This is a genomic window from Hyphomicrobium sp. NDB2Meth4 (assembly GCF_900117445.1).
Lineage (GTDB): Bacteria > Pseudomonadota > Alphaproteobacteria > Rhizobiales > Hyphomicrobiaceae > Hyphomicrobium_A.
This window is the reverse complement of sequence record NZ_FPEJ01000013.1, coordinates 491855-513116: the sequence shown is the minus strand read 5'-3', so window position 1 is coordinate 513116 and position 21262 is coordinate 491855. Positions and strand designations below refer to the sequence as shown.

General features: G+C 58.2%; 26 protein-coding genes. 13 read left to right on the top strand and 13 right to left on the bottom strand.

The features are described 5' to 3' along the window. Nucleotide 1: 1 nt before the first annotated feature. Entirely contained in the window at nt 2-1057 is a 1056-nt protein-coding gene (locus NDB2M4_RS17400) for a hypothetical protein (protein ID WP_139247363.1), read from the bottom strand. A 63-nt stretch (nt 1058-1120) separates the two neighbouring features. Here NDB2M4_RS17400 and NDB2M4_RS20395 point away from each other — a divergent pair, with 63 nt between their 5' ends. After that, nucleotides 1121-1483: a hypothetical protein gene (locus NDB2M4_RS20395; protein WP_210186566.1), complete on the top strand. Its 363-nt coding sequence runs from the start codon at nt 1121-1123 to the stop codon at nt 1481-1483. Here NDB2M4_RS20395 and NDB2M4_RS17390 read toward each other — a convergent pair. Next, nucleotides 1480-1959, bottom strand: coding sequence for a protein-tyrosine phosphatase family protein (locus NDB2M4_RS17390; RefSeq protein WP_072377327.1), 480 nt, complete (start codon nt 1957-1959; stop codon nt 1480-1482). The genes NDB2M4_RS20395 and NDB2M4_RS17390 overlap by 4 nt on opposite strands. 165 nt (nt 1960-2124) lie before the next feature. Further along, nucleotides 2125-2394, bottom strand: coding sequence for a hypothetical protein (locus NDB2M4_RS17385; protein WP_072377325.1), 270 nt, complete (start codon nt 2392-2394; stop codon nt 2125-2127). Between the two features lie 9 nt (nt 2395-2403). On the opposite strand from NDB2M4_RS17385, the gene NDB2M4_RS17380 reads away from it, so the two are divergent. After that, the gene (locus NDB2M4_RS17380; RefSeq protein ID WP_139247362.1) at nt 2404-2715 is read left to right on the top strand and encodes a hypothetical protein; all 312 of its coding nucleotides are present in this window, start codon (nt 2404-2406) and stop codon (nt 2713-2715) included. Here the strand turns inward: NDB2M4_RS17380 and NDB2M4_RS17375 are convergent. The 5 genes from NDB2M4_RS17375 to NDB2M4_RS17355 all read right to left on the bottom strand — a co-directional run bounded on the left by NDB2M4_RS17375 (nt 2703) and on the right by NDB2M4_RS17355 (nt 5792). Continuing rightward, nucleotides 2703-2990: a hypothetical protein gene (locus NDB2M4_RS17375; protein WP_072377321.1), complete on the bottom strand. Its 288-nt coding sequence runs from the start codon at nt 2988-2990 to the stop codon at nt 2703-2705. The two genes, NDB2M4_RS17380 and NDB2M4_RS17375, sit on opposite strands and share 13 nt — an antisense overlap. Nucleotides 2991-3009: 19 nt before the next feature. Continuing rightward, entirely contained in the window at nt 3010-4629 is a 1620-nt protein-coding gene (locus NDB2M4_RS17370) for a type IV secretory system conjugative DNA transfer family protein (RefSeq protein WP_072377319.1), read from the bottom strand. 67 nt (nt 4630-4696) lie between these two features. Next, on the bottom strand, nt 4697-4921 hold the full coding sequence (locus NDB2M4_RS17365; RefSeq protein WP_072377317.1) for a hypothetical protein: 225 nt from the start codon (nt 4919-4921) through the stop codon (nt 4697-4699). 22 nt (nt 4922-4943) lie between these two features. After that, nucleotides 4944-5195, bottom strand: coding sequence for a hypothetical protein (locus NDB2M4_RS17360; RefSeq protein WP_072378272.1), 252 nt, complete (start codon nt 5193-5195; stop codon nt 4944-4946). Between the two features lie 162 nt (nt 5196-5357). Next, on the bottom strand, nt 5358-5792 hold the full coding sequence (locus NDB2M4_RS17355; RefSeq protein ID WP_072377315.1) for a hypothetical protein: 435 nt from the start codon (nt 5790-5792) through the stop codon (nt 5358-5360). Between the two features lie 186 nt (nt 5793-5978). Here NDB2M4_RS17355 and NDB2M4_RS17350 point away from each other — a divergent pair, with 186 nt between their 5' ends. Continuing rightward, nucleotides 5979-6599: a hypothetical protein gene (locus tag NDB2M4_RS17350; protein ID WP_072377313.1), complete on the top strand. Its 621-nt coding sequence runs from the start codon at nt 5979-5981 to the stop codon at nt 6597-6599. A gap of 41 nt (nt 6600-6640) precedes the next feature. On the opposite strand, the gene NDB2M4_RS17345 is transcribed toward NDB2M4_RS17350, so the two are convergent. The 4 genes from NDB2M4_RS17345 to NDB2M4_RS17330 form a co-directional block, all read right to left on the bottom strand. Continuing rightward, nucleotides 6641-8353: a hypothetical protein gene (locus tag NDB2M4_RS17345; protein ID WP_139247361.1), complete on the bottom strand. Its 1713-nt coding sequence runs from the start codon at nt 8351-8353 to the stop codon at nt 6641-6643. Further along, a complete protein-coding gene (locus NDB2M4_RS20080; RefSeq protein WP_139247360.1) occupies nt 8346-8864 on the bottom strand; it encodes a hypothetical protein in 519 nt (172 codons plus the stop codon). The genes NDB2M4_RS17345 and NDB2M4_RS20080 overlap by 8 nt, the downstream gene beginning before the upstream one ends. Nucleotides 8865-9005: 141 nt before the next feature. Then, nucleotides 9006-9440, bottom strand: a complete 435-nt coding sequence (locus NDB2M4_RS17335) for a hypothetical protein (protein ID WP_072377308.1) — start codon at nt 9438-9440, stop codon at nt 9006-9008. A 76-nt stretch (nt 9441-9516) separates the two neighbouring features. Continuing rightward, a complete protein-coding gene (locus tag NDB2M4_RS17330) occupies nt 9517-9942 on the bottom strand; it encodes a hypothetical protein (protein ID WP_072377306.1) in 426 nt (141 codons plus the stop codon). Nucleotides 9943-10192: 250 nt separating this feature from the next. On the opposite strand from NDB2M4_RS17330, the gene NDB2M4_RS17325 reads away from it, so the two are divergent. After that, a complete protein-coding gene (locus NDB2M4_RS17325) occupies nt 10193-10951 on the top strand; it encodes a hypothetical protein (protein WP_072377304.1) in 759 nt (252 codons plus the stop codon). On the opposite strand, the gene NDB2M4_RS17320 is transcribed toward NDB2M4_RS17325, so the two are convergent. After that, complete coding sequence (locus NDB2M4_RS17320; protein ID WP_072377302.1) at nt 10952-11299, bottom strand: hypothetical protein; 348 nt, start codon at nt 11297-11299, stop codon at nt 10952-10954. Nucleotides 11300-11446: 147 nt separating this feature from the next. Between NDB2M4_RS17320 and NDB2M4_RS17315 the strand changes: the two genes are divergently transcribed. The 9 genes from NDB2M4_RS17315 to NDB2M4_RS17275 all read left to right on the top strand — a co-directional run bounded on the left by NDB2M4_RS17315 (nt 11447) and on the right by NDB2M4_RS17275 (nt 21061). Then, the gene (locus NDB2M4_RS17315; protein ID WP_072377301.1) at nt 11447-12058 is read left to right on the top strand and encodes a recombinase family protein; all 612 of its coding nucleotides are present in this window, start codon (nt 11447-11449) and stop codon (nt 12056-12058) included. Nucleotides 12059-12077: 19 nt separating this feature from the next. Continuing rightward, nucleotides 12078-12413 carry a hypothetical protein gene (locus NDB2M4_RS17310; RefSeq protein WP_072377299.1) on the top strand — a complete coding sequence of 112 codons (336 nt, stop codon included), beginning with the start codon at nt 12078-12080 and terminating at the stop codon, nt 12411-12413. A 363-nt stretch (nt 12414-12776) separates the two neighbouring features. After that, complete coding sequence (locus NDB2M4_RS17305) at nt 12777-13793, top strand: ParB N-terminal domain-containing protein (RefSeq protein ID WP_072377297.1); 1017 nt, start codon at nt 12777-12779, stop codon at nt 13791-13793. After that, on the top strand, nt 13793-14203 hold the full coding sequence (locus NDB2M4_RS17300; protein WP_072377295.1) for a hypothetical protein: 411 nt from the start codon (nt 13793-13795) through the stop codon (nt 14201-14203). Before NDB2M4_RS17305 ends, NDB2M4_RS17300 begins: the two co-directional genes overlap by 1 nt. 5 nt (nt 14204-14208) lie before the next feature. Further along, nucleotides 14209-15675: a DEAD/DEAH box helicase gene (locus NDB2M4_RS17295; RefSeq protein ID WP_072377293.1), complete on the top strand. Its 1467-nt coding sequence runs from the start codon at nt 14209-14211 to the stop codon at nt 15673-15675. A 5-nt stretch (nt 15676-15680) separates the two neighbouring features. Continuing rightward, nucleotides 15681-16706, top strand: coding sequence for a ParB N-terminal domain-containing protein (locus tag NDB2M4_RS17290; RefSeq protein ID WP_139247359.1), 1026 nt, complete (start codon nt 15681-15683; stop codon nt 16704-16706). Nucleotides 16707-16831: 125 nt separating this feature from the next. Further along, nucleotides 16832-17863 carry a DGQHR domain-containing protein gene (locus NDB2M4_RS17285; protein ID WP_072377289.1) on the top strand — a complete coding sequence of 344 codons (1032 nt, stop codon included), beginning with the start codon at nt 16832-16834 and terminating at the stop codon, nt 17861-17863. Next, nucleotides 17856-19493: a radical SAM protein gene (locus tag NDB2M4_RS17280; RefSeq protein WP_072377287.1), complete on the top strand. Its 1638-nt coding sequence runs from the start codon at nt 17856-17858 to the stop codon at nt 19491-19493. The genes NDB2M4_RS17285 and NDB2M4_RS17280 overlap by 8 nt, the downstream gene beginning before the upstream one ends. After that, complete coding sequence (locus tag NDB2M4_RS17275) at nt 19490-21061, top strand: ATP-binding protein (protein ID WP_072377285.1); 1572 nt, start codon at nt 19490-19492, stop codon at nt 21059-21061. Before NDB2M4_RS17280 ends, NDB2M4_RS17275 begins: the two co-directional genes overlap by 4 nt. Nucleotides 21062-21262: the final 201 nt, after the last annotated feature.

Genomic DNA, 21262 nt, shown 5'->3' with positions numbered 1-21262 from the left:
CTCAAGCCGCCATGCGCTCGTCACCCGCGGGGCCTGCGACGGCGATGCCGCGGAATCCTCCTGCCTCTTCCGGGATGCCGATGCTCGCGGCGAGACCAGTAAACGTCGCCTTGAACTGTGCGGCGTTGAGCGCGCCGAACTCTCGTTCGCGGCACCAGTCCCGGTACGCGGCGAATAGGTCTTCAACGCTGACGGCTCCGCTCTTGGCTGGCATCAGAGCCTCCAGACAAAAATCTTCGACCGATCCCGTTTGCGGGATGGAGGCCGGAGGCGCAGACGTCGGTTTGGCTACGCCATGTCCGCTCGCCAGAAACAGCCCCAGCGAAGCGCCGATCTCAACCAGCAGCGCGATGGCGATGGTGAGAGCGAGGCGCACAGGTTCGGATGCTTGGCCGAAGATGCGGCTCAAGAGCGATACTTGCGGATCTGTCACCTGTCCGGCCCCGGCATCGCGCAGGCGCGAGGCTTCACTTTTAAGCGCCGCGATCTTCCCAGTGAGGCTCTCGACTTCCGTGCCCGCCGCCAGTTCAGCGCGAAGCTTGAAATAGCGCGCGCAATAGGCGCGGCTCTCGGCTTCCGTCGCATCCGTGCAGTCTTTGGTGGCGCTCCAGCGGCGGTTCTGCTTGTGGCTTTCCAGGTCTTCGCGCACGACGGGGGCCGGGCGATGGGGAGGCAGCGCCGTGAGACGCGCCTCAAGCGCCGCTTGTTCAGCTTGCACACTCTTGTATGTAGCGGTCAGAGCCTCGCGGCCTTCCACAAGCGCGCCGCGATTGTCAGCCGCAAACCCGAGGGCGCTGAAGAACGAGAACGCGGCGAAGAACGCAAAGGCAAGCGATCCTGCGAGCGCCGCCACGAACCGCCTTGCCTGCCAGCTCCACGCGATAAAGAACGGCATCAAGTCTTTCAGGATATCTGCCGCCGCCGAGGCCGCGCCCAGCACCTGGCCTTCCAGCGCCGTCTTGCCGAGCGAGGAGAGGAACAGATAGTTCATCGCGCCCGAGACAACGCACATCACGAGCGCGGCGCACATGCCAAGGGTGGAGAGGATCGTTCGCAAAGGGCCGCGGTCCTGCCAAATATTCGGCTGAGGAAAGCACGACAGCGCGCAACGGCCGGGGGCTTGTCGCCTGTAATTGATCAGCTCTTTTGCATTGCAAGGCGTGTCAAAGATTCTGTATTGTTCATTGTAATGAATATTTTCAATGGGTTTATCATTCTCGCCGGAATGGCCGTTTTGTCTTCCACGCCTGCGCTGGCGGAGTTTCACGGCTATCGCTGCACCAAAGATTGCTCTGGCCACAAGGCCGGATACGCTTGGGCGGAGCGGAAAGCGGTGCAGGACGCGCGCGACTGCACAGCGCGTTCGCGGTCATTTCGTGAAGGGTGCCTTGCATGGGTGGAAGATGGCAAGGAAGAGCAGCCGGACCCCAAAAAGGACTATCCCGATCGGCGGACACTGGCGCTATCCGTGGACCGCGACTAGGAACTTAAGCCGCCCCAGTTGTCGGTGAGAAAACGGGCGATGCCTTTACCGGGACTATAGGGATAGAGCGCCTCAAAGGCGGAACGGGCCTCGGCGTAACTGGAGTTCGGCAGATGACCGAGCCGCTTGGCCATCAGCAACAGCGCGAGGGATGGCGCACGCGATTGTCCCTGGTTGCAGTGGATATGAAGCGGTCCGGCCTTGTAGGCGGTGTGCATGAAATCGAGGGCAATCTCGAAGCTCTCAAGCTTGAAGAGCGGCACCGGCGGGTCGATCAAATTCAGATATAAATCCGTCTTGGTGCGGTGCGCGAGGTAGTTCGGATGCGCGGGCGCGAGGCTTTTAGCGGTGTAGCCAACGGCGCTCCGGTGGCAAGGCTCCTTGCAGGCATGGACAACCGCCTGGTCAGGCGGATGGGCCTTGCAGGTGTCCTGACCTCCGTAGGATAGGCGTTCTGAAATAAACGTCTGAGTCATGGCGGCTCCAATGGCGTTTGCCGCGCAAGGCTGTGGCCTTGGCGGTGGGTTGGGATGTTCGGCTTGTGATTTTGCAGAGCGAGCCAGCGACGGACGCGTGCTGGCTATAAAAAAAAGCCCCGGTCGCGGGGCCATTTGGATAGATTCATTGCGTCTGCAATTACTTTATATCATGGGAAAATCTGAAAAACAAACTTTGGCGTCGTTATGTCGATCCATTGAATGCTCATACGCATCCAGCGCGGCTGATAGCAGCCTCGCCTGAGAAAGGCCATCGCGTTTGGCGAGCGCGGTGAGCCGCGCGGCATCGCGCTCAAGGATGGAGAGGTTTTTCTGCACGCGCTTGCCGGTCTCGGGCGGCGGCGATGGAGGCCGTGATGATGACCCAAGGCGCAGATGTTTGCGGATGGCATCCAGCTTGGTGAAGTGCGTCATGGCAAGGCCTTGGCGTTTGAGAGAACCGGGGCGGCGCTACCGCCCTCGGTCGAAATCCTGTTTGGCCCGTCCGCGCTGCAGGGCTCTGGCGCGCTGATCGCGAAGTCTATCATGCGCGCCGTTGAGGCGTTCGCGGAGATGATGGATGCGATCACGAAAGGCCCTGAACTGCTCGGTGTTGATCTCCTGCACCTCATAGCCCTGAGGCGTGAGATGCAGCTCAACCCGCGGCTTGGGTTGAGCTGCGATTTTCTGGTCGAGTTCCGCTTTGGTGACTACGCCCGAAGCGGCCCGGCCAAACTCCTTACTCACCGCTCATAACGGGGACCGTTGTCGCGGCTTTGGCGATCCTCCCTGCCGGAGCTGCGCTTGTCCTCGCGCGAGGATTCGCGTGAGGGTTCGCGGCGATCATCCTTGCGGTCTCCGTCACGTGCGTTGTCTTTGGCTTCCTGAATGCGCTCGGCCACATCTTTCAACGTGAAGCGCAGATTGACGTTGATGCCTCCGCCACTAGCGCGGTTGTCCCACGCGGCCCCGCGCATGTAGCTGACTTCGAGGTCAGGTTTGCGAGGGGGCTGTTTGTCGTCATTGGTCATGTCTGATCTCCTTTAAGTGTCAGGTTGGTTTGTAGCCTTCTACGTATGCCCAACTTCCCTCGCGATATTGGGCGAAAGATGCGAACTTCCCCGGCACGGGCTCCCGGATCACGCGCGCACGCCTGGTGCCCCACCGCGTTGCGATCTGCACGCTGTCCTGCGGCGGGTGATACGGGTTGGGCAGATACAGGCCCGCCATCTCGGGCCGCGAGAAATACGGAAGCTTCAATGCTGAGACAGGCGGCAGGTTCTTGCCCGAGATAAAAAGAATCTGCCGGTCCTCCGGCATCGATAAAATCTCATCTTCGGTCACGAGTTTCCGCGCCTGCTTGGTGCGGAGCTTTGCGGCCTGACCGTAATGCGCCACGTCGAGCAGCGCATTCAGCGGGTCATCACCCGCGATGAGGCGCTGCACGGCCTGCACCTTCTGGCGCTTTGCCGCTTCCTGCAGGCGCTTGTCGTCATATTCCAGCGTCTCGCTGCCCAGCATGTCCGAGATCAGCTTGGCGGTCTGATAATCCCGCACGCCGAAGAACTGCCGCATCTGGGAGGAGCCCAGAAACGTCTGCACGCCTGTAGGGCCGAAGTTATGAATGATCTGGCCGATATCCTGCCAGAACGTCCACGGGCGAATGCCGATGCCGCGCCCGTAGGTGTAGGCCATCTGCAGGCCGGGAAACGAGCCGAGTTGCGCGGCTTCGTCAATCAGCATCAGCACGCGGCCCGAGCCCGGCGCGCGCGATTTATAGAGCATGGATGCCATGAAGAACTGCCGGAGCACCGCGCTGCTCTGGTGCAAATACTCGGCGGGCATCATCAGGAAGACGACGACGGTTTTATCGCTCCGGCAAAGCTCCGCCAGTGAGAAGTCCGGGTACTCTAAAGACCTTTGGAGCGCGGGGTCATCGAGGAATGAAAGGCTGCCATAGATCTCGCCCATAATGGAGCCGAACTCGCGCGGGGAATCCTGTTGCTTGGTCAGCATCTCGCCCGCCGTGCGGCGCACGTCTTCAAAGGCGGATTGCACCATCCCCTCCAGAAATTCCGGCCAGCTGCGCGCGCCGGATTCAATGAGGTTCACGGTGCGCATCAGCGCAGGCAGGCTCGCCCCGCCCGTCACTTCTGCAAGGCGCTTCAAGAGAACGTCAGCCCAGCCGCTGCCCCGCTGCTCGAAATACTTTCCCTCCGCTTTGCTGGTAACGGTGATGAGCGAGCGGGCCGAGAGCTTGCAGTCCGCATGAAACGTGGGCGCGCGCGGATCAATCGGGTCGAGCGGGTTGCACGAATGAGAGGGCAGCCCGTGCAGCCCATAAGGATTCCAGAGATACCCTTGAATGCCCGCATGGGCGAGCGCGGGCAGGAACGTCGCGGCAATCTCCCCGCGCGGGTCCAGCACGATCATTGGGCCCCCGTGACCGAGGGCACCGAAGATATGGCCGATCACATCGCGCAGCTTCCCCGAGCCCGCACCGCCAATCGTCACCAGCGGCGCATCGCCCTCCAGCCGCAGATGGTGATGACCGGCAAACCCTATCGGCAGACCGCGCCCATTCAGCAGTCCTGCGGCGCGCAGCTCATAGTCATCCGCCCACCGCGCGCTGCCGTGCCGGTATTGCTCATTGAAGGAGGAGGAGGACATTGCTGCGAACTCCCAAGGCTGGACAGCAAACGGGGCCGCTGGCGATGCGGCCCCTTCAGGATTGTGATCAGACGAGCTTGTAGCCGCCTTCTTCGTAGGTCTTGACGTATTTGAACTTGATGCTATCGGCGATGAACGCCAGCACAAGGCCGGCGATCAGCAGAAGCAGGTAGGGACCTCCCTGTAAGAATGAGGCTACGCTGAGCAGCGCGCATCCGGCGCTGGCACAGCCGACCAGACGGTTAAGCAGCTTCCGGGGCTTGCTGATAATGACTTCCGGGGTACGTGACATGGCCAGTTCTCCTTTCGAGTTTTCAGATCAGACGGGTTGCCAATGCGAGCCCGGCTCCGACGATGGCCGTTGCGAGCGTGGCGCGGGCTCCGAAGAAGATCAAAAGCGCCGTCATGACGAACCAAGCGAAGCGGGTGAGGTCTTCAAAACCCGCTCCGTAGCGCGAGGCCGTGTACGCCACGATCCAGTTGACCGTGCGCGCGTAGACTTCCGGCGTGAGCAGGAACGCTGTCATGATGGCGAGCAGGATCGCCAGCCACTCGACCGCGCTCATGAATTCGCTCTGCTGTTTTCGTTGGTGTTCGTAGGGATCGAATTTCAATGAAGCACCAGCCTTTCGTCAGGGGAGCCGGTCCGAACCCATCGAACCGGCGCTTGCCTGAGCCTAGAAATAAGCGAGTGTTGAAGCTGATCTGGGGGAAACTTCCCCGCCCGCTCACTTTGCGATGAACCCGGCGCGCACAGGGTTTGAAATGCGAAACGCGAGATCGATCAGGCGCAGGCGCGATAAGATGCGCCGTTGCGGGTTTTGCTTCGGGTCAATCTCATCGAAATACAAAAAGCCCGAGAGCCAGCGGAACGAACCGTCATCGTTGAACGCCGCATCGATGTCCTCATCGTCCACTTCAAACGCCTTGCCGCCCGGCCAGACGATCTTGCCCCGAAAACCGTAGATCGTATCGGCGATCCAGTTCGGGATCTCGCGGCGGGATATTCCAAGCGCGCGCGTAGCGGTCGCCAGCCGCTGAAAATGTGAGCGGCGCAGCAGCTCATCATCGCTCGCCACCACCACAGTGCGCTTGTTGTCGTTGACGGGTTTAACGGTGCAGGGTTTGCAGACATCGCGTCCGCAGCGGTCACAGATACTCATTACTCAAGTCTCCTTTTCTTGTTGTTTTTGGCGGGGCCAAACCCCGCGCAAATCCTCGCACGCACCCGCATACGCGGGCGTGTAATGCCTTGAAATCCATGCAAGTTATGACAAATTAATCGAAGAGATCATTCCCCGCAAAATCGAAGGGAAGCATAGCCGCACACACTCAAGCGCAAAGTCGCTATGGGGGCGGATCGCGGGGAGATCAAAACACCAAAAATCGAACGCAGTGGCGCTCTCAAGAATCGCTACTGCCGGGGAGCCAAGCTCACCGAACATAAATTTCTGCGCATCCTGAGCGGTTATGCCGATGGGGTGCCTGTCAAAGTGCTGGAGCCCACCACGCATGTGAGCGGGAAGACCATCCGCATCACCTATTGCGCGCTGCGGATCAACCTGCCGAAGGCAGCACAGAACAAACTGGCGCACTTTGCCAGCGCGGGCCTCTTGCTGTTTGATAGTGAGGGTGTCTCAGCCACCGGCAGGACCATGCTTGCCGGGATTGAGAAGTCGCGGCGTTTCGCGCGCTATCTTAAACGCCACGCTCCCAGGCTCGCCTCCAGCAAGGATGGGCAGCTCTTCCTTATAGAGAAAGCCGTGCGCATTTTCTGCGCCCTGGATCTAAGGGGTGTGGACGTTGATGAGCATCTGCTGGCGCAGATTGCGGAAGCCTTCACCGCGCTGCACCCGCGCGATCCGCTGCAGAAGCTGGCCGACTTCATCCCCGGCGCAAAACCCCACGCGCATCCAGAGCTGCGGCTGTATGAGGATTATAGGCGATATCTGCTCAAGAACCCGCTGTGATCTAAGGGGATCAAGACACCGGCAACGCCGCGCCAGGAAAATCAATTCACCGCACCCTTCACATGCGTTGAGTCATTGCCCCCGAGCCAGGTGATGGTCTTGCCATTGACGGCAACGGCTTTGCCGCTGTTACCCCAACTTCCGCCGGAGGCTCCGTTATTGTTGTAAGCGGTCCAACCTGTAGCGCCTCCTATGCCGCCGCCGCCTGGCCCGGAAAATGTCCCATTGCCGCCATTGCCTGCACCTCCTTGAGGGCTGCCGCCGCCAAGTGATGTATGGTAGCTTTGACCACCACCACCGCCGCCGCCGTAATAGGAATTACTCATAAAATCAAACGTCCATCCACCGGAGCCGCCATCGCCGCCGCCGTAGATCAAGCCAGCGGAATTGTCGATTGTTACATTATTAGCGAGGGAAATGGCGGGGCCGCCAGCCTCACCCCCAGCGGCAGAATAGCCTCCACCCCCTCCCATGCCGAGGATATAACCGTTATTGGTAATCTTGACACCAGAGCCCGCCGGAAAAACCCCCGTCGTGATTGCGGCATTTCCTGTGTTGGTTGAATAGACATACACCCCGGATGCAATCACGAACTCCCAGCTTCCGGCGGCGACGGGGCTACCCGCCAGCGTGAACAAGTTCACGTTCCCCGTGTTGGCGCTGATATTGATGACCGTCACATCGGGCCGCGTCTGCACGCTCCAGCTATCGCTCGTGCCGCCGACCGTTACGGTCGCTGTCAGTGTGGTCAGATACGAACCGCTCGATGTCAGGCGCACGGCGAGCGTCTGCCCCGGGTTGATACTGCCGCCGCTGCCCCACGCCCCGCCGTTGATCGAAATTTCCGGACTGCCCTGCCCGCTCACGGAAACGCTGACAGGGCCGTCATATCCCGTGGGTGTGATGCTGGCCGAGGTCGTCAGCGTGCTGAGCTGCACATTCGTCTGGTCGGTGAAGTTGAAGGCATCGGGCGTCGTGTCCTGCACCTTGGTGCGCACATTCCATGTGTCGCTGACGCCCCCGATGCTGATCGTCGCGGCATAGGGCGTATCGTACGCGCTGGCCGAAGTGAGGCGCGCTTGCACCGTATAGCCGGGCAGTATCCAGCCCGATGTCACCCACGCCCCGCCATTGACCGATACCTGCGGGCTGCCTTGCCCTGTCACGCTCACAGGCCGCGGATCGGTGTAACCTGTGGGCGTCAGGGTATTGGAGGATATAAGGCTGGCAGTCGCCTGCCCCGTGAGATCGTTAACCGAAAACGCGGCGGGGTCGGCCGTGCAGTCATAGGTGCCCGTCACGCCCAGAATGTTCTGCCCGCAGCGGATACTGGAGGCCACCAAGTTGGGATCGCTGCTTGATCGCAACGCAGCCAGTGTGCACTCCCCAGTGTCGTCGTCCGCGCACTGGGGCAATCTAAAAGGGAGCCAGGACGTCGTACCTCCGTCGCAATACTGCCAGGGCGGGCTGGCTGAGGCGTTATATTTGACCGTCCCGTCAAGCGCCGGCGTGCACGCGCCGGTCACGTTCGTTCCCTTCATAGCGCCGCCCCCGTTGGCCGAGACCCACTGGCTGCCGTTGCAGATCAGCGTGATCTCCTTAGGGTCCTGCGTGGAACTGGCATTGCGCCTCGTATGTCCGGCTTCTCCGGCGCTACAGGCATCACCTGGCTTGCTGTCTGTCCCCTGAAGTGCGGCGTAGGCCGGGACTGCGAGAAACAGAAAAACCAGCAGGGAAAGAAGGCGCTTAGTCATGACCGGCCTCCTTCTTCATCTCGACTATGCGCTTATCGAAGGAGACGGCACCCGCATCGGTCAGCGTGCCGCCGTAAACGATGGCCTCGCGCACGTGCAGACCATTTTTGTCGAGCAGCGCGACGGGCTTATTGTCAATGATGAAGGTGAAGGTCTTGGTGGCCTGATTGATCTCGACGCGCGTTGGAAGCGGGTCTGCCGCCTCTTCGGCTAAGGCTGGATATCCGGTGAACGCCGCGGTCATCGCGGCTGCTAGAATAAAATGACGCATGAACTCCCCCACAAAATCATTGCTCGAAATGAAACGGCCACCAGAGCAAAGCTCTTGGTGACCGGGAGTTCGAAACCGTAACTTCATCAGAACGGCGCGGCAGTCTTTAGCCGCGAGCCTGTTCGCGCCGAAGCGCGAGGCCAGGCAGTGAGCCTGAACATGCACTGCCGCCTCCCGGTCTAACACCGAGAAGGCGGCATCTATGGCGCGCTTCGCCAGTATGTGAGGAAGACGCACCAATATCGGCTGATGCCTGCCGAATGAAGTTAGGGGTTTCGATGCCCCGGCTGGAAAAACTCCAGCTTTTACTATTCTATACTATTATCGTAAATAAATAAACAGATATTGCAGAACGAGCTGCAACAGCGCACTCCCGCAAGCCTATTCCTGCGGCTGGCGTAGATTGGGCTCAAAGCCGGGACAGGTTTCCTGGGGCGGCGATCCTTCGCCGTTCTCGATGCCCCGGCGACATTTGCGCGGCGCGTAAAGCCATCCGATATGCCCGCAATAAAGGCCGCAGCCCCTGTGCCGTTGCGCCCACCGACATGGGCTTTCATAAACCACATGCTTCAACTCCTCCCTGCGCAAGTAGGGGGCGATGACGTCGGGCCCGAATTCCGGTTTCCCGGTAAGCTCCTGGTATTTCTTTCGCATCTCCTCCGGAAACTCATACTCCCCGGTGGGACTATCGAAGGGGAGGGCAAACACCACCTTTCGTTCGTCAGGATCTGCGTCCTCCGTGTCCGTTTCGACGATCTGGTATTCGCTGTTTCCAGATCCGAGACTTACGGTCCAGGTCAGATGGTAGTGCTTCATATCGGTTCGCTCCTTTTTCCTCGTGTAGCAGACAGCGTCCAGCCCTTGCGGGAGCCGGGCGCTTTGGTAGCGAGGATTACTCCGCGATCAGCCGCGCCCGCTCGGGGTGCTTGATGCGGAAGTAGAGATCGATCAGGCGCAGGCGCTCAATGATCCGCGCTTGCGGGAGCTGCCGGGGCGGCTCCTCTGCGAAGCGGATGAAATCGGTGACCCAGCGGAAGCTGCCATCATTGCCGAAGGCATCGTCGATGTCCGGCACTTCGTAGGGCGCACCGTTGGGATGGAGGATGCTCCCTTGGAATTCGTAGAGGGTATCGGCCATCAACTGAATTAGCCCGCGCCGCGAGACTTCAAGGGCCGCGGTCGCGATGGCCAGCCGCTGGAAATGCGAACGGCGGCGAAGTTCTGTGTCACTGGCGACGCGGATGACCCGGTCGGCTGCTTTGATTTCACGAGACGTTGCGGGGACGATGAGGTGAAGGGGCGGCCGATCTTCTTTCATTGATCCTCCTAAACAGGATCACCAGAAGGGCGGTGGCGCGACGTGCCATCTGGTGCACTGAAGAGGATGGCCACGGGCTTCCGAAAAGTTCACAACTTGCGGCGGGGAGGAACGAATTTCATGCGTAACCAACGGAAATATATGGGCAAAAAAATTTGAAAAAAGTTCGAGAAGCTCGGCAAACACGCCAGATTTTGACTTCAATCATGCGTATACGGTACAATATCCATAAAAACGGGTGTGGGTGGGATTGGCATACGACGATAGCGATTTGCGGGACGTTTTCAGGCTGGCGGAGGTTGAGCTCAAGCGCCGGGAAGACGACGCTGATCTCAAGGCTGAGATGGCCGGGCTCCCCAACGGCAAGATGGCGCGGTTCCTGGGCGAGGATCACCGGGACGAGCGCCGTCATGGCCGCTCCAGCGGTGACGCCCGCAAGACCGAAAACCTCTCCCGCCTCCAGATGCTGCTGGCTTCCAACCCCGCTTATGCGCGGGCCTATACCCAAACCTTGGACGAATTAGGCGATGCGGAAGACGCAACCGATCGCGCCATCGCGAAAGCGCAGGCTGACCTCGAGGCGGCGCAAGCCCAGCTTCAACGGACTTTGGACAAGGCCGCCAAGCTGCCTGACGGTACACGGGTCTTCCGCGATGCACGGGGGGAAGTTTGGAACGAGCGCCGCGAGCGCGTCGGCGACGAGGCCGCTGCTGGAATCGAATGGCGCGGCGATGAGCCTGCTTACGAGCAGTTTTTAGAAGACAGTGAGTCTGCCAAAGACAGACTCACTCGCCTTGAAGGGCTTCAAGGCTTTCGCGTCGATACTCTCGGGCGCATCCGCGACCGGATGATGGACCGGGACAATCCCCTTACCGAGCACGAGCTTCATTCCGCCCAGACAGATATGCGAAACGGTCTGAAACGCTTCGAGATAGCGCCACCCGTTTCGATGAGAGCCGCGATTGAACCCGTCGCTACATCGTCGTTGCCCGTCCCGGATCTTGGCTAGTTACTTCCGCGCATACTCGAAGGAACCACACGCTTTCTGAAGCACGGCAAAGATCACTGCGGTCGGGTGGTAGTCGGGAAACTTCCGCATCGCCTCGACAATGGGCTGAAAGCCTGATGCTCCGTTCTTGACGGCCCAGTCATCAATACAGCGTGACTGGCTCAAGGCATTTTTCGATGCGATTGTCCCCGCCATCATGACCGACGAGCTGATGTAGCTCGTCTGCGCATCTGCCGGATAGGTGAGGAACTTCGAACTCTTGAAGGCGTCTTCCGCGCCTGCGCCCGCAGCAACGCTGCATACGATGGTACTCAGGCTTGCAACGGCCAGTGCTTTCCTGCTCAACATAAACGATCGTTATTGATCAGGAGGGAACACTAGCACGAAAATGATACGAGACGACTTGAAGAATGGCGGCACTCCGCCAAATTACCGCGCTAGCACTAGCGCGTCACACACCTCGGCAAAAAGGATCGATTTTGACGAGGTGACGTCATGACGGCCCTCTTTTTCCCAAGCATCGAGGTGACGGGCAAGCGCATCGGATATGCGCGGGTTTCCACCACGGACCAAAAGCTGCGCATGCAGCTCGATGCGCTCAAAGCCGCGCAGTGCGATGAGATCTTCAAGGATCACGGAATCTCGGGCGGCAAGGCGAGCCGCCCCGGCCTCGATAAAGCCTTGGGGACCTTGACGCGCGGCGATGCGCTGGTGGTCCTGAAGCTCGACCGGCTGGGCCGCTCCGTCCAGCACCTCTCCGATCTGCTGGTGCGGCTCGGGAACGAGGGCATCCATTTCTGCTCGCTGGCCGAAGGCATCAACACGACAACGCCCGGAGGGAAGCTCGTCTATCACCTCTTCGCCGCCTTCGCCGAATTCCAGCGGGACGTGATCCGCGAGAACACGGTGCTAGGACTAGCCGCCGCCAAAGCGCGCGGCGCAACGCTAGGAAGGCCGCGCCGTTTGGGTATCGAGGATATCCTCGAAGGCCACCGCCACGTCACGCAGGTCGGCATCACAATAGGCGAAGTGGCAGAGCGGCTGGAAGTCTCGCACGCCACGCTCACGCGCGGCTTCAAGTGGGCCGGGCTCGCGCTGCATCACTGAAGCTTGGGGGGAATTCGCAATGTCCAAAAAATCCGAAGAGGAGGCGCGTATGCGCGCGCTCCGCGTCATCGCCGACATGCTGATCGACAAGGACCCGCGCGTTGCCTCCGCGGGACGCCTCCTCACGATCATCACGCCGTGGCACGCCGAATGGATCGCGGAAGAACAAAAGCGCAAAACCGAAGCCGCCGATGCGCTCACCGCCTGCATCGAAGCCTATGTCAGGCTGATCCACAGTGTCATGCAGATGGCGTGCTCACCCGCAAATCTGGACAAAGTCGAAGCCCTGGTGCTGCACAAGATCACAGCGGCATGGAAACGAGCGGCAACCGATCTGAGACAGGGGATCGAATAACCTGCTCCGGCAACGATGACCGGAACTGAATTCGTCAGTTATGGTGTTCCGCCAGATGTGTGCTGTATGACAGCACATCTGGTCTCGGCGGGTTTCACCCGCCTCGGGAAGGGGGCCCGCTGCGCGCCCCCGTTCCATCCCCCCGGCCGAAGGCGCGGGTAGTTCGTATATCAACCTGGGAAACAAGCGGCCGACTGGCAACCGTTGCTTGCAGGTCTCACGTACTGCTCGTAGCCTACAAAACTCCGATTCTGTAGCGATGACGGTGCTCGCGCTCCGTTCGATTCCACGATGCTTCTAAAATTTTCTGCAGAGACATGACCGGAAGCAGGTGTGTTCTGCAATTATTGCCGGGAGGAATGAATGGACGCGGGGAAGTTTGCTCTCTTGCCAATCGATCAGGTCGAGCTGGACAGGACAAATCCTCGAATACGCCGCTACCTAGAGATTTACGAGGGAGAGCCAACTTACGAGCAGATCGCGCTCGCGCTCGACGTCACGTCGGGGTCGCAGGACGACCAAGAAGGCGGCACGACAGCGGAGAAGCTCAAGAATTCTATACTGGCGAATGGCGGCATCATGCAGCCCATCATCGTGCGTAAGGAGGCTGATGGGCGCTATCTCTGCATCGAAGGCAACACCCGCCTCTACCTCTACCGGTCTTTCGTAGCGGAAAAGGTGCCGGGGCACTGGACTGCGATCCCGGCCCTCGTGCACGAACAGCTATCGGCTGTCGATGTCGATGCGATTCGATTGCAAGCGCATCTCGTAGGCCCCAGGCAATGGGATGCCTACTCCAAGGCAAAGTATCTCTGGGAGCTCTGTCATAAGGAGAAGATGCCGCTAGATCGCGTCGTCGCTCTCTGCGGCGGAAGTCGCCGGGATGTCACCAAGGCAATCCAGGCTTACGCGGACATGGAGACGTACTTTCGCCCGCTGTTCGAGCCAGGCGAATACTATGATACCGAACGGTATTCAGGTTTTGTAGAGCTTCAAGCACAACCGGTCAAGGATGGCATCCTGCGGGCCGGATTCTCCCTTAAGGACTTCGGGCAATGGATGAAGGCCGGGAAGTTCAAGGGTCTAGCCTCGGTTCGTGTTCTGCCTCGCGTGCTTGCAGATAAAAAAGCGCGCGACGTCTTTATCAAAAAGGACATCAAGGCCGCCCAGGACGTTCTCGAGAAGCCGGAGCTTTCGGCGGGAATAAAAAACGCGACCATTGCACAGCTTGCCCGCGCCCTCGCGGAGAAGGTCGGCGCGCTTCCGTTCCAGGAACTTGTCCGGCTGCGCGAGAGTCCGAATGACGATACGGTCCGATACGTGACGGACGCTCACGAGGAGCTGAAGCGCCTCATCTCTGAACTCAACAAGGGTGACTGATGTCCGGCGAGTCCTTCCAGCACGTTTCGCTGGTCGAACGCCTCATCGATGTCATCGGTGCCCGGCACAAGACGGTGGGTAGTTTTCTAATGCTGGCAGATCACCATTCGTACGGCGCTGATCGACCGCCAAAGATTGGCGGCTACACTCCAGACGTGTTTGCATCGGACCTACCGGAAACTTTCCATGTGCTCGGCGAGGCGAAGACCCCAGAGGATTTGGAAAGCGATCGGTCTGCGAGGCAGATCGCGGCCTTTCTTGAGCATCTGAGCCTACGCCCTTCCTCTCAATTCTACCTTGCGGTGCCCTGGATTTGCCTGCCGCGCGCTCAAGGCATCATTCGAAGCCTTCAGTACGTGCCTCGCTACGAAATCCAATTTCATTTCATTACCGACATTCCGCGAGGCTAACATCCGTGCTTCGACCTCGCCCCGACATCCGGCTTGATGCCAAACATGCGGCCTTCGCGTATCAGGTTCAGGCCGTCGAGGCGGTTAAGTCGCTGCCCTACGCGGCGCTCTTTCACGAACAGGGCCTCGGAAAAACCAAGATCGGTATCGACCTCGGCTTGGAATGGCTCGCCACAAATCAAGTCGATACTGTGATGATCATCACCAAAAGGGGGCTGATCGACAACTGGTCCGAGGAAATCCGCGCGCACACCCATATCGTTGCGCGGGTAATGGATCAAAACCACGCGTCGAACTTTTTCGCACTGAACAGCCCGACACGCTTTTTGCTTGCCCACTATGAAGTCGTCAAAACCGAAGAGAAGCGGCTCGCACTGTTCCTCAGGACGCGGCGAGTAGGAGTCATTTTGGATGAATCCCATAAAATCAAGAATCCTGATGCGGATATCACCAAATCCTTCCACCGCCTCGCCTCTGGTTTCGCCCGCCGCGTGATCATGACAGGCACACCGGTCGCGAACCGGCCGTACGACCTATGGTCTCAAATCTACTTTCTCGATCATGGTAAGTCGCTCGGAGAAGATTTCTCTGATTTTAAGCGGCAACTCGATCTTCGTAACGACCTTTGGGAGGATGAATCCCGCCGCGCTGAGTTCGAGGGATCACTAGCCGCCGTTTTCGCCAAAATCCAACCATTTACAGTCCGCGAAACCAAGGACACGGCTGGAATTGAGCTGCCCCAAAAGAATATTGAGAACATCCCTGTCAAGCTGGAGGACAATCAACAGCAACTTTATAATAGCTATCAAGAAGAGTTGCGCGCCGAAATCGTACGCGATGGGGTGCTTATCGATGACGACGCCGAAGATATTCTCAAACGGCTCCTGCGCCTTGTCCAGATTGCCTCGAACCCAGGACTGGTTGACCATTCATACAGCTCTGCACCCGGTAAATTGCCTACTTTGGTCGAGCTCGTAAGGCGAGCCGTGGCTGAGAATACGAAAATAATCGTCTGGACTAACTTCATCGACAACGCGGAGTGGCTAGCCGATCAACTTTCAAGTTTCGGCTGCGTCTACGTTCATGGCTCGCGTCCCATCGCCGAAAGAAACGATGCCATACGCGCGTTTAAGATCGATCCTTCCGTTCGGGTATTGGTCGCGACACCCGGTGCCGCGAAGGAGGGGCTGACTCTTACGATGGCCAGTCATGCTGTCTTTTATGATCGGTCCTTCAGTCTCGACGACTATCTGCAGGCGCAGGACCGCATCCATCGCATTTCGCAGAAAAGCACTTGCTACATTTGGAATCTAATCGCGACGGGCACGGTCGACGAATGGGTAGACTCCCTCCTTATGGCAAAACGGCTCGCTGCGCAGCTCGCTCAATCAGACATCTCGCCGGATGAATATAAGGCCATTGCCAACTACGACTTTGGCCGCATCGTTCGCAACGTTCTAGGACTAGAGTGACCATCATGGCGACCATACAAGGATCGAACGTTTTCGTCGGGTCGCTTACGTTGCGCGGACAAACGTTCCCTACGCAGACGCTCGACCTCGACCACAAAAAGCTACGCTTCTACGTTGACAATCCGCGCATTTATTCACTTGTGCGCTCGGACGACCGGACACCGGATCAAGACGAAATATGCGAGAAGCTTCTAGACCACGAACATGTCAAGGAACTGATCGTCAGTATTGCTGAAAATGGCGGTCTCATCGATCCCATCATCGTCCGCGCAGGTGATTTTGTTGTCCTGGAAGGGAACAGCAGGCTAGCAGCCTATCGCCATCTGGCAACCAAAGATCCCGTTAAATGGGCGCAGATCCGTTGCACGGTTCTCCCTGATACCATCGATGAGAAACTCGTCTTCGCGTTGCTTGGCGAGTACCACATCAAGGGGAAGAAGGACTGGTTGCCCTATGAACGGGCCGGTTTTCTGTTCCGCCGACACAAGCAACATTCCATTCCGCTCTCAACCGTTGCTCAGGAGATCGGGATCAGTGACAAAGAAGCACGGCACATCGTCAATGTCTTTGAGTTTATGATCCTTCACGGCGAGACTGACCGCGACCGTTGGAGCTACTACGATGAGTATCTAAAATCGCAAAAAATCAGAAAGGCGCGAGAAGAACACTCAGGCTTCGACGCTCTTATCGTTCAACAGGTACAATCGAAGGCCATCCCGACAGCGATGGACCTTCGCGATAAGCTCCCTGCAATCTGTACCGCGCCCAAAAAGGTTCTGACCCGCTTCATCGACGGCCGGTACTCCCTTGAGGAAGCGTACGAGAGCGCCAAGAACGCCGGTGCCGAGAACGACGCTCTCAACAAACTGAAGCGATTTCGGGAGTGGCTTGCACGCGCCGATACCAAGGACGACATCCAGGATGCGGAAAAGCCGATCCGAGACCGTATGCTCTACGAGCTGAAGGATATCGAGCGACGGGCAGGCAAGTTCCGGGAACAGCTTGAGAAAATAAAGGCCAAGCTCGACTGACCACCCCCTGTGTCCCCAGTTCCTCTCCTCTCCAAAAAATCGATCGACATCGTGCTTGAGCTTGCCTAATCTGCAGCCAGCCTTCACTGCAATATGCAGTGGGCAGCTGCAGATTCGGAGCTCTAATGGCCTCCAAAATCGTCACACTTGATTGTTTTCTTGGTCAATCGGCCAACCGTCCGGTCTTGCTCGGCTACGCGCCCGCGTCCCTCCTCTGCTCACTGAGCTTTGCGGACGTGCTCAATGAGGATTCTGGCCGGGGATACCAGCGCCGATTCAACTCCCAGCATAGTCTGGATTTCCGCAGGTACATTCAACGGCCGACCAGCACCACCATCCCGCTCACCTTCAATCTGCGCCCCCGTGAGGATCAAGCGTGGACGCTGGTCTCGAAGTCCGGTCGCAACCGGCGTCTTAATTTAGCGACCACGGCAGGTCCGCTGCTCACACAGGTTGATTGCCAACATCGATTGGGGCACCTCGCTGACCTCGCGCTAGAACTTCCTTTTATGTGCTTTGTCGGGCTATCCGACCGCGAAGAGATGGAGGTTTTCAATACAATCAACAGCAAGGCAAAGGGGCTAAGTTCCAGCTTGCTTGATTTTCACGACGCGCAGCTTGCGACGGATCTTGCGGGCGACAGGCCTGAGCTTCTCATCGCATTATTCCTTCGCAACGAACCCTCTTCACCCTGGCATCAGCAGTTAGATATTGGCGGCGAACGCACCTCGGGGTTGATGCGGCGGGCCTCGCTGCGGACCCTCCAAAAGGCTATCAAGCTGTTCCTGTGTCGCGCCAATCTTGCGAAGGACCATACGGCTGAAGAACTCTGCCAAGTGACACTCGCTTATTGGCAAGCCGTCGCAGCGACACTGCCCCGCGAGTGGGCTCAGCCACGCAAACATTTTCTTACCAAGGGCATTGGCGTCTACGCGCTGATGGAACTGGCAGCAGATCTCTGCAACGAGGCTGACCGCAAAATGCTGCCAACGGCTCGGCACTTCTGCGCTGTCCTCGGCGATTTCATGACACAGTTCGATTGGTCGAGTAGCGGCCCATTGAAAGGGTTGGGAGGCGAAAGCGGTGTCACCACGGCCGTCTCGCTTATCCGCCAGAGCAGAGCGCGCGCGCACCTAAGGATGGTGGCCAATGGCTAACCGGAACATTCTACTCATAGAGCCTGGCTACAAGAACAAGTATCCGCCGCTTGGTCTTATGAAAATTGCTCAATACCACGGGCCAAACGGAAAAAAGGACCGCGTCAAGTTTATCAAGGGCGAGGACAAGTCCGTTCTCGGCGAGGCGTGGGATCGAATTTATGTCACCACGCTCTTCTCGTTCGAGTATCCCCGCATTGCTCAGTCTATCGACTTCGCCCTTAAGGTGGCGAACGGTCAGGCCGACAAGGTATTTGTTGGCGGCATTGCAGCTTCTCTAATGCCTGAGCGCTTTGCGGCTGAACGAAGATGGCACGGCATCAGGTTTATTAAGGGGCTCCTGAACCAGGCGCCTGCCGTCTCCCTGCAGTTGGATGATTTCTCCGATGAGCTATATGCTGACGATCAGTACGGCAAGCCGATCGAAGATCTCATCCCGGACTACGGGATTCTTGGGCAGATCGGATACCACTACCCCGTAAGCGATGCCTATTTCGCTTACACGTCTCGGGGCTGCATTAGAAAATGCTCTTTCTGCGGTGTGCCCAAGCTTGAAGGCACACAGCGGGACACGGAATCATTGACGGATGTTGTCCGCGGCATCGACGCACTCTACGGGCCGAAAAAAGACCTCGTGTTGATGGACAACAACGTAGTCGCGTCCCCGCGCTTTAAGGAAATTATCGCGGAGATCAGAGCTCTAGGCTTTACACCCGGCGCGAAGCTTCGCCGCTCGGGCGAACGAGTCGCCAGCCAGAGACGCGTGGATTTCAATCAAGGCGTCGACGCGCGCATCTTGTGTAAGGACAAGATGTACCTTCGGGAATTGTCCAGCATCTGTCTAAGGCCGTTACGCATCGCTTTTGACCACCTCGGCCTTCGCAAGCCCTATGAGCAAGCCGTGAGATATGCGCACGAGTTCGGCCTCACCGAGCTGTCCAACTACATGCTGTATAATTTTCATGATAATCCAGCGGACCTCTTCGAGCGCATGCGGTTGAACGTGACGCTGAACGAAGAGCTGGGCATACGCATCTGGTCCTTTCCGATGCGATACCAACCAACGAACCGGCCGGATCGTGGACACGTTGGCGAGCGTTGGACCCGCTATCAGCTGCGCTCGCTCCAAATCATCCTGCAGGCCACACATGGAGTGGTCAGCGGCGAGCCTGATTTCTTCAAGCGAGCTTTTGGCGATACGTTCGAGCAGTTCCAGAAACTGCTGCTTCTACCGCATGACTTTATTTTCAATAGAGATTGGTATGAACGGGACGGCGGAAAGGCCGAATTCGAGGAGTACACGATCAAGGCCTCGACGCTAACGCCCGACGATGAGAACGAGCTCTTGAGGCTGCTTTCATCATGCGATCCAAGGGACTTTGGCAGTCTTCCAAAAGCAACCAAGAACCGCGCCATTCTTGAGCTATTACCGTTTTACACGCCCAAACCGAAGCCGGAGCTGTTCAAAATCTGGGCTCGCGACAAGCAGGGTGAAATGAACGTCGATGACGGTCTTTCTGAAGAAGAACGCGTCGAGGATGCCGGGCTGGAAGCCGACGAGGTCCCAATTCCTTCCAGATCCGAAACCGCCAAGGTGCGGGGCACCAAGAAGCAGCGAGTGATTGCATGACACGGACCCACTCGATCTCTGCCAGCAGTCTTGATCGTTCTGACAAGTCCATCTCGGCCGTACAAGCAAACGATATTACAATAGGTCGAGATATTCTCGAGCTGCTGAGCAGCGCGATGTACGTCGATCCTATGACGATCTATCGCGAATATCTTCAGAATGCGGCCGACGCCATCGATGAAGCCAAACAAAAGGGCGTTCTCAGTGAGAGCGATGAAGGTGCCGTCGAACTATCTATCGACGGGGCCAACCGCACCGTGCGTATTCGCGACAATGGTATTGGCATTCCCAGTCGCCAGTTTACGCGGAAAATGACTGCGCTTGGCGCAAGCTCGAAGCGCGGAGCAGCCGCGCGGGGCTTTCGTGGTGTCGGCAGGCTGGCGGGACTTGGATATTGTCAGGAACTCATTTTTCGATCACGCGCGCGTGGAGAATCCAACATCTCAGAGCTGCGGTGGGATTGCCGTCGCTTGAAGTCGGCTCTCCGATCCACGGAGAGTGAAGCTGACTTGCGCGACGTGATCGTCGATGTGGTAACCCACCACAAGACCAACGGCGACGATTGGCCACCACATTTCTTCGAGGTGGAATTAAAGGGGATCATTCGACACAAGAACGACCGTCTCCTCAGTCCTGAAGCGGTAGCTGACTACATTAGCCAGGTCGCGCCGGTCCCCTTCGCGCCGACCTTCAAGTTCGGAGCAGAGATTGCTTCTGCGTTGAAGGCCAACGTCCCGCTTGGCGATCTGCGGGTCGTCATCAGTGGCCTTGAAGAACCAGTGTTCCGACCATTCCGAAATGAGCTTGATGTTGGCAGCGAGAGTGCCGACTCCTACACCGACGTCGAGTTCGTTCACTTGACAGGAATGGATGGTCAGCCCTCAGCCATCTGTTGGCTGCTCCACCACAGCTATGCGGGAGCGATTCCCCAGGGTAGCCTCGTCAAGGGACTAAGACTTCGTGTCGGAAACATCCAGGTCGGCGACCATTTGCTCCTGGAAGAGCTGTTTACCGAAAGTCGCTTCAGCGGCTGGGTAGTAGGCGAAGTGCACATCCTCGATGAGCGGATCGTCCCAAACGGACGGCGCGATCATTTTGAGCAGAACACTCACTTCAATAATCTCCTCAATCAAATTGCTCCCATTGCGCGGGACTTGTCGCGACGCTGCCGCACGAGTTCAATCAAACGGAAGTGGCTGCGCGACTTTGACATGCAGTCCGCGGTTGCCGAAGAAAAGATTGCTATCATCGCTCAAGGAACGCTGGCAGCCGCGAAGCGAACGGAATTTGCGCGCGGCGCTGAGCGAGCAATAGGCGCAATGGAAAAGATTGCGAAAATGGATGGCCTCGACTTAGGCCCAGAAGACGCCCTAGCGGCGCGGGTTCGGGCGACACAAAAAAAACTCGACAAAGTTCTTAGGGCCAAATTGGAAGAATCACCTCTGGCAGATCTTCCGACGGCAAAGCGAAGAATGTACGAGCAAATGTTCGCTCTGATCTACGAGTGCTCCACCAATAGGATCGCTGCTAAATCGTTGATCGACCGCATCCTTCAAAAAGTCACTTAAATCAACGTTGAGCTTGAGAATGCATTTTTGAGCGTCTCCCCGGCCCATTGGCCGGGGCCGGGCTGTAGCGCGCCGAGCCTGCGCGTCCCGCTTGTCTCGGCCCTTCGGGCTTCCATCCCTGACGCGAAGTGAAGTGCCTAAGGGGCTCCGCCCCTGCCGCGCGCAAGGCATCCAAACGTCTCCCCACTGATCCGTGGGGCC

Bases quoted from the DNA above. Each gene is read 5' to 3' on its own strand.
- NDB2M4_RS17290 (WP_139247359.1), top strand. From the start codon at position 15,681: ATGGCGACCATACAAGGATCGAACGTTTTCGTCGGGTCGCTTACGTTG.
- NDB2M4_RS17335 (WP_072377308.1), bottom strand. From the start codon at position 9,440: ATGAAGCACTACCATCTGACCTGGACCGTAAGTCTCGGATCTGGAAAC.
- NDB2M4_RS17285 (WP_072377289.1), top strand. From the start codon at position 16,832: ATGGCCTCCAAAATCGTCACACTTGATTGTTTTCTTGGTCAATCGGCC.
- NDB2M4_RS17315 (WP_072377301.1), top strand. From the start codon at position 11,447: ATGACGGCCCTCTTTTTCCCAAGCATCGAGGTGACGGGCAAGCGCATC.
- NDB2M4_RS17300 (WP_072377295.1), top strand. From the start codon at position 13,793: ATGTCCGGCGAGTCCTTCCAGCACGTTTCGCTGGTCGAACGCCTCATC.
- NDB2M4_RS17355 (WP_072377315.1), bottom strand. From the start codon at position 5,792: ATGAGTATCTGTGACCGCTGCGGACGCGATGTCTGCAAACCCTGCACC.
- NDB2M4_RS17310 (WP_072377299.1), top strand. From the start codon at position 12,078: ATGTCCAAAAAATCCGAAGAGGAGGCGCGTATGCGCGCGCTCCGCGTC.
- NDB2M4_RS17375 (WP_072377321.1), bottom strand. From the start codon at position 2,990: ATGACCAATGACGACAAACAGCCCCCTCGCAAACCTGACCTCGAAGTC.
- NDB2M4_RS17275 (WP_072377285.1), top strand. From the start codon at position 19,490: ATGACACGGACCCACTCGATCTCTGCCAGCAGTCTTGATCGTTCTGAC.
- NDB2M4_RS17365 (WP_072377317.1), bottom strand. From the start codon at position 4,921: ATGTCACGTACCCCGGAAGTCATTATCAGCAAGCCCCGGAAGCTGCTT.
- NDB2M4_RS17350 (WP_072377313.1), top strand. From the start codon at position 5,979: ATGGGGGCGGATCGCGGGGAGATCAAAACACCAAAAATCGAACGCAGT.
- NDB2M4_RS17360 (WP_072378272.1), bottom strand. From the start codon at position 5,195: ATGAGCGCGGTCGAGTGGCTGGCGATCCTGCTCGCCATCATGACAGCG.
- NDB2M4_RS17385 (WP_072377325.1), bottom strand. From the start codon at position 2,394: ATGACGCACTTCACCAAGCTGGATGCCATCCGCAAACATCTGCGCCTT.
- NDB2M4_RS17320 (WP_072377302.1), bottom strand. From the start codon at position 11,299: ATGTTGAGCAGGAAAGCACTGGCCGTTGCAAGCCTGAGTACCATCGTA.
- NDB2M4_RS17330 (WP_072377306.1), bottom strand. From the start codon at position 9,942: ATGAAAGAAGATCGGCCGCCCCTTCACCTCATCGTCCCCGCAACGTCT.
- NDB2M4_RS17345 (WP_139247361.1), bottom strand. From the start codon at position 8,353: ATGACTAAGCGCCTTCTTTCCCTGCTGGTTTTTCTGTTTCTCGCAGTC.
- NDB2M4_RS17390 (WP_072377327.1), bottom strand. From the start codon at position 1,959: ATGACTCAGACGTTTATTTCAGAACGCCTATCCTACGGAGGTCAGGAC.
- NDB2M4_RS17370 (WP_072377319.1), bottom strand. From the start codon at position 4,629: ATGTCCTCCTCCTCCTTCAATGAGCAATACCGGCACGGCAGCGCGCGG.
- NDB2M4_RS17280 (WP_072377287.1), top strand. From the start codon at position 17,856: ATGGCTAACCGGAACATTCTACTCATAGAGCCTGGCTACAAGAACAAG.
- NDB2M4_RS17305 (WP_072377297.1), top strand. From the start codon at position 12,777: ATGGACGCGGGGAAGTTTGCTCTCTTGCCAATCGATCAGGTCGAGCTG.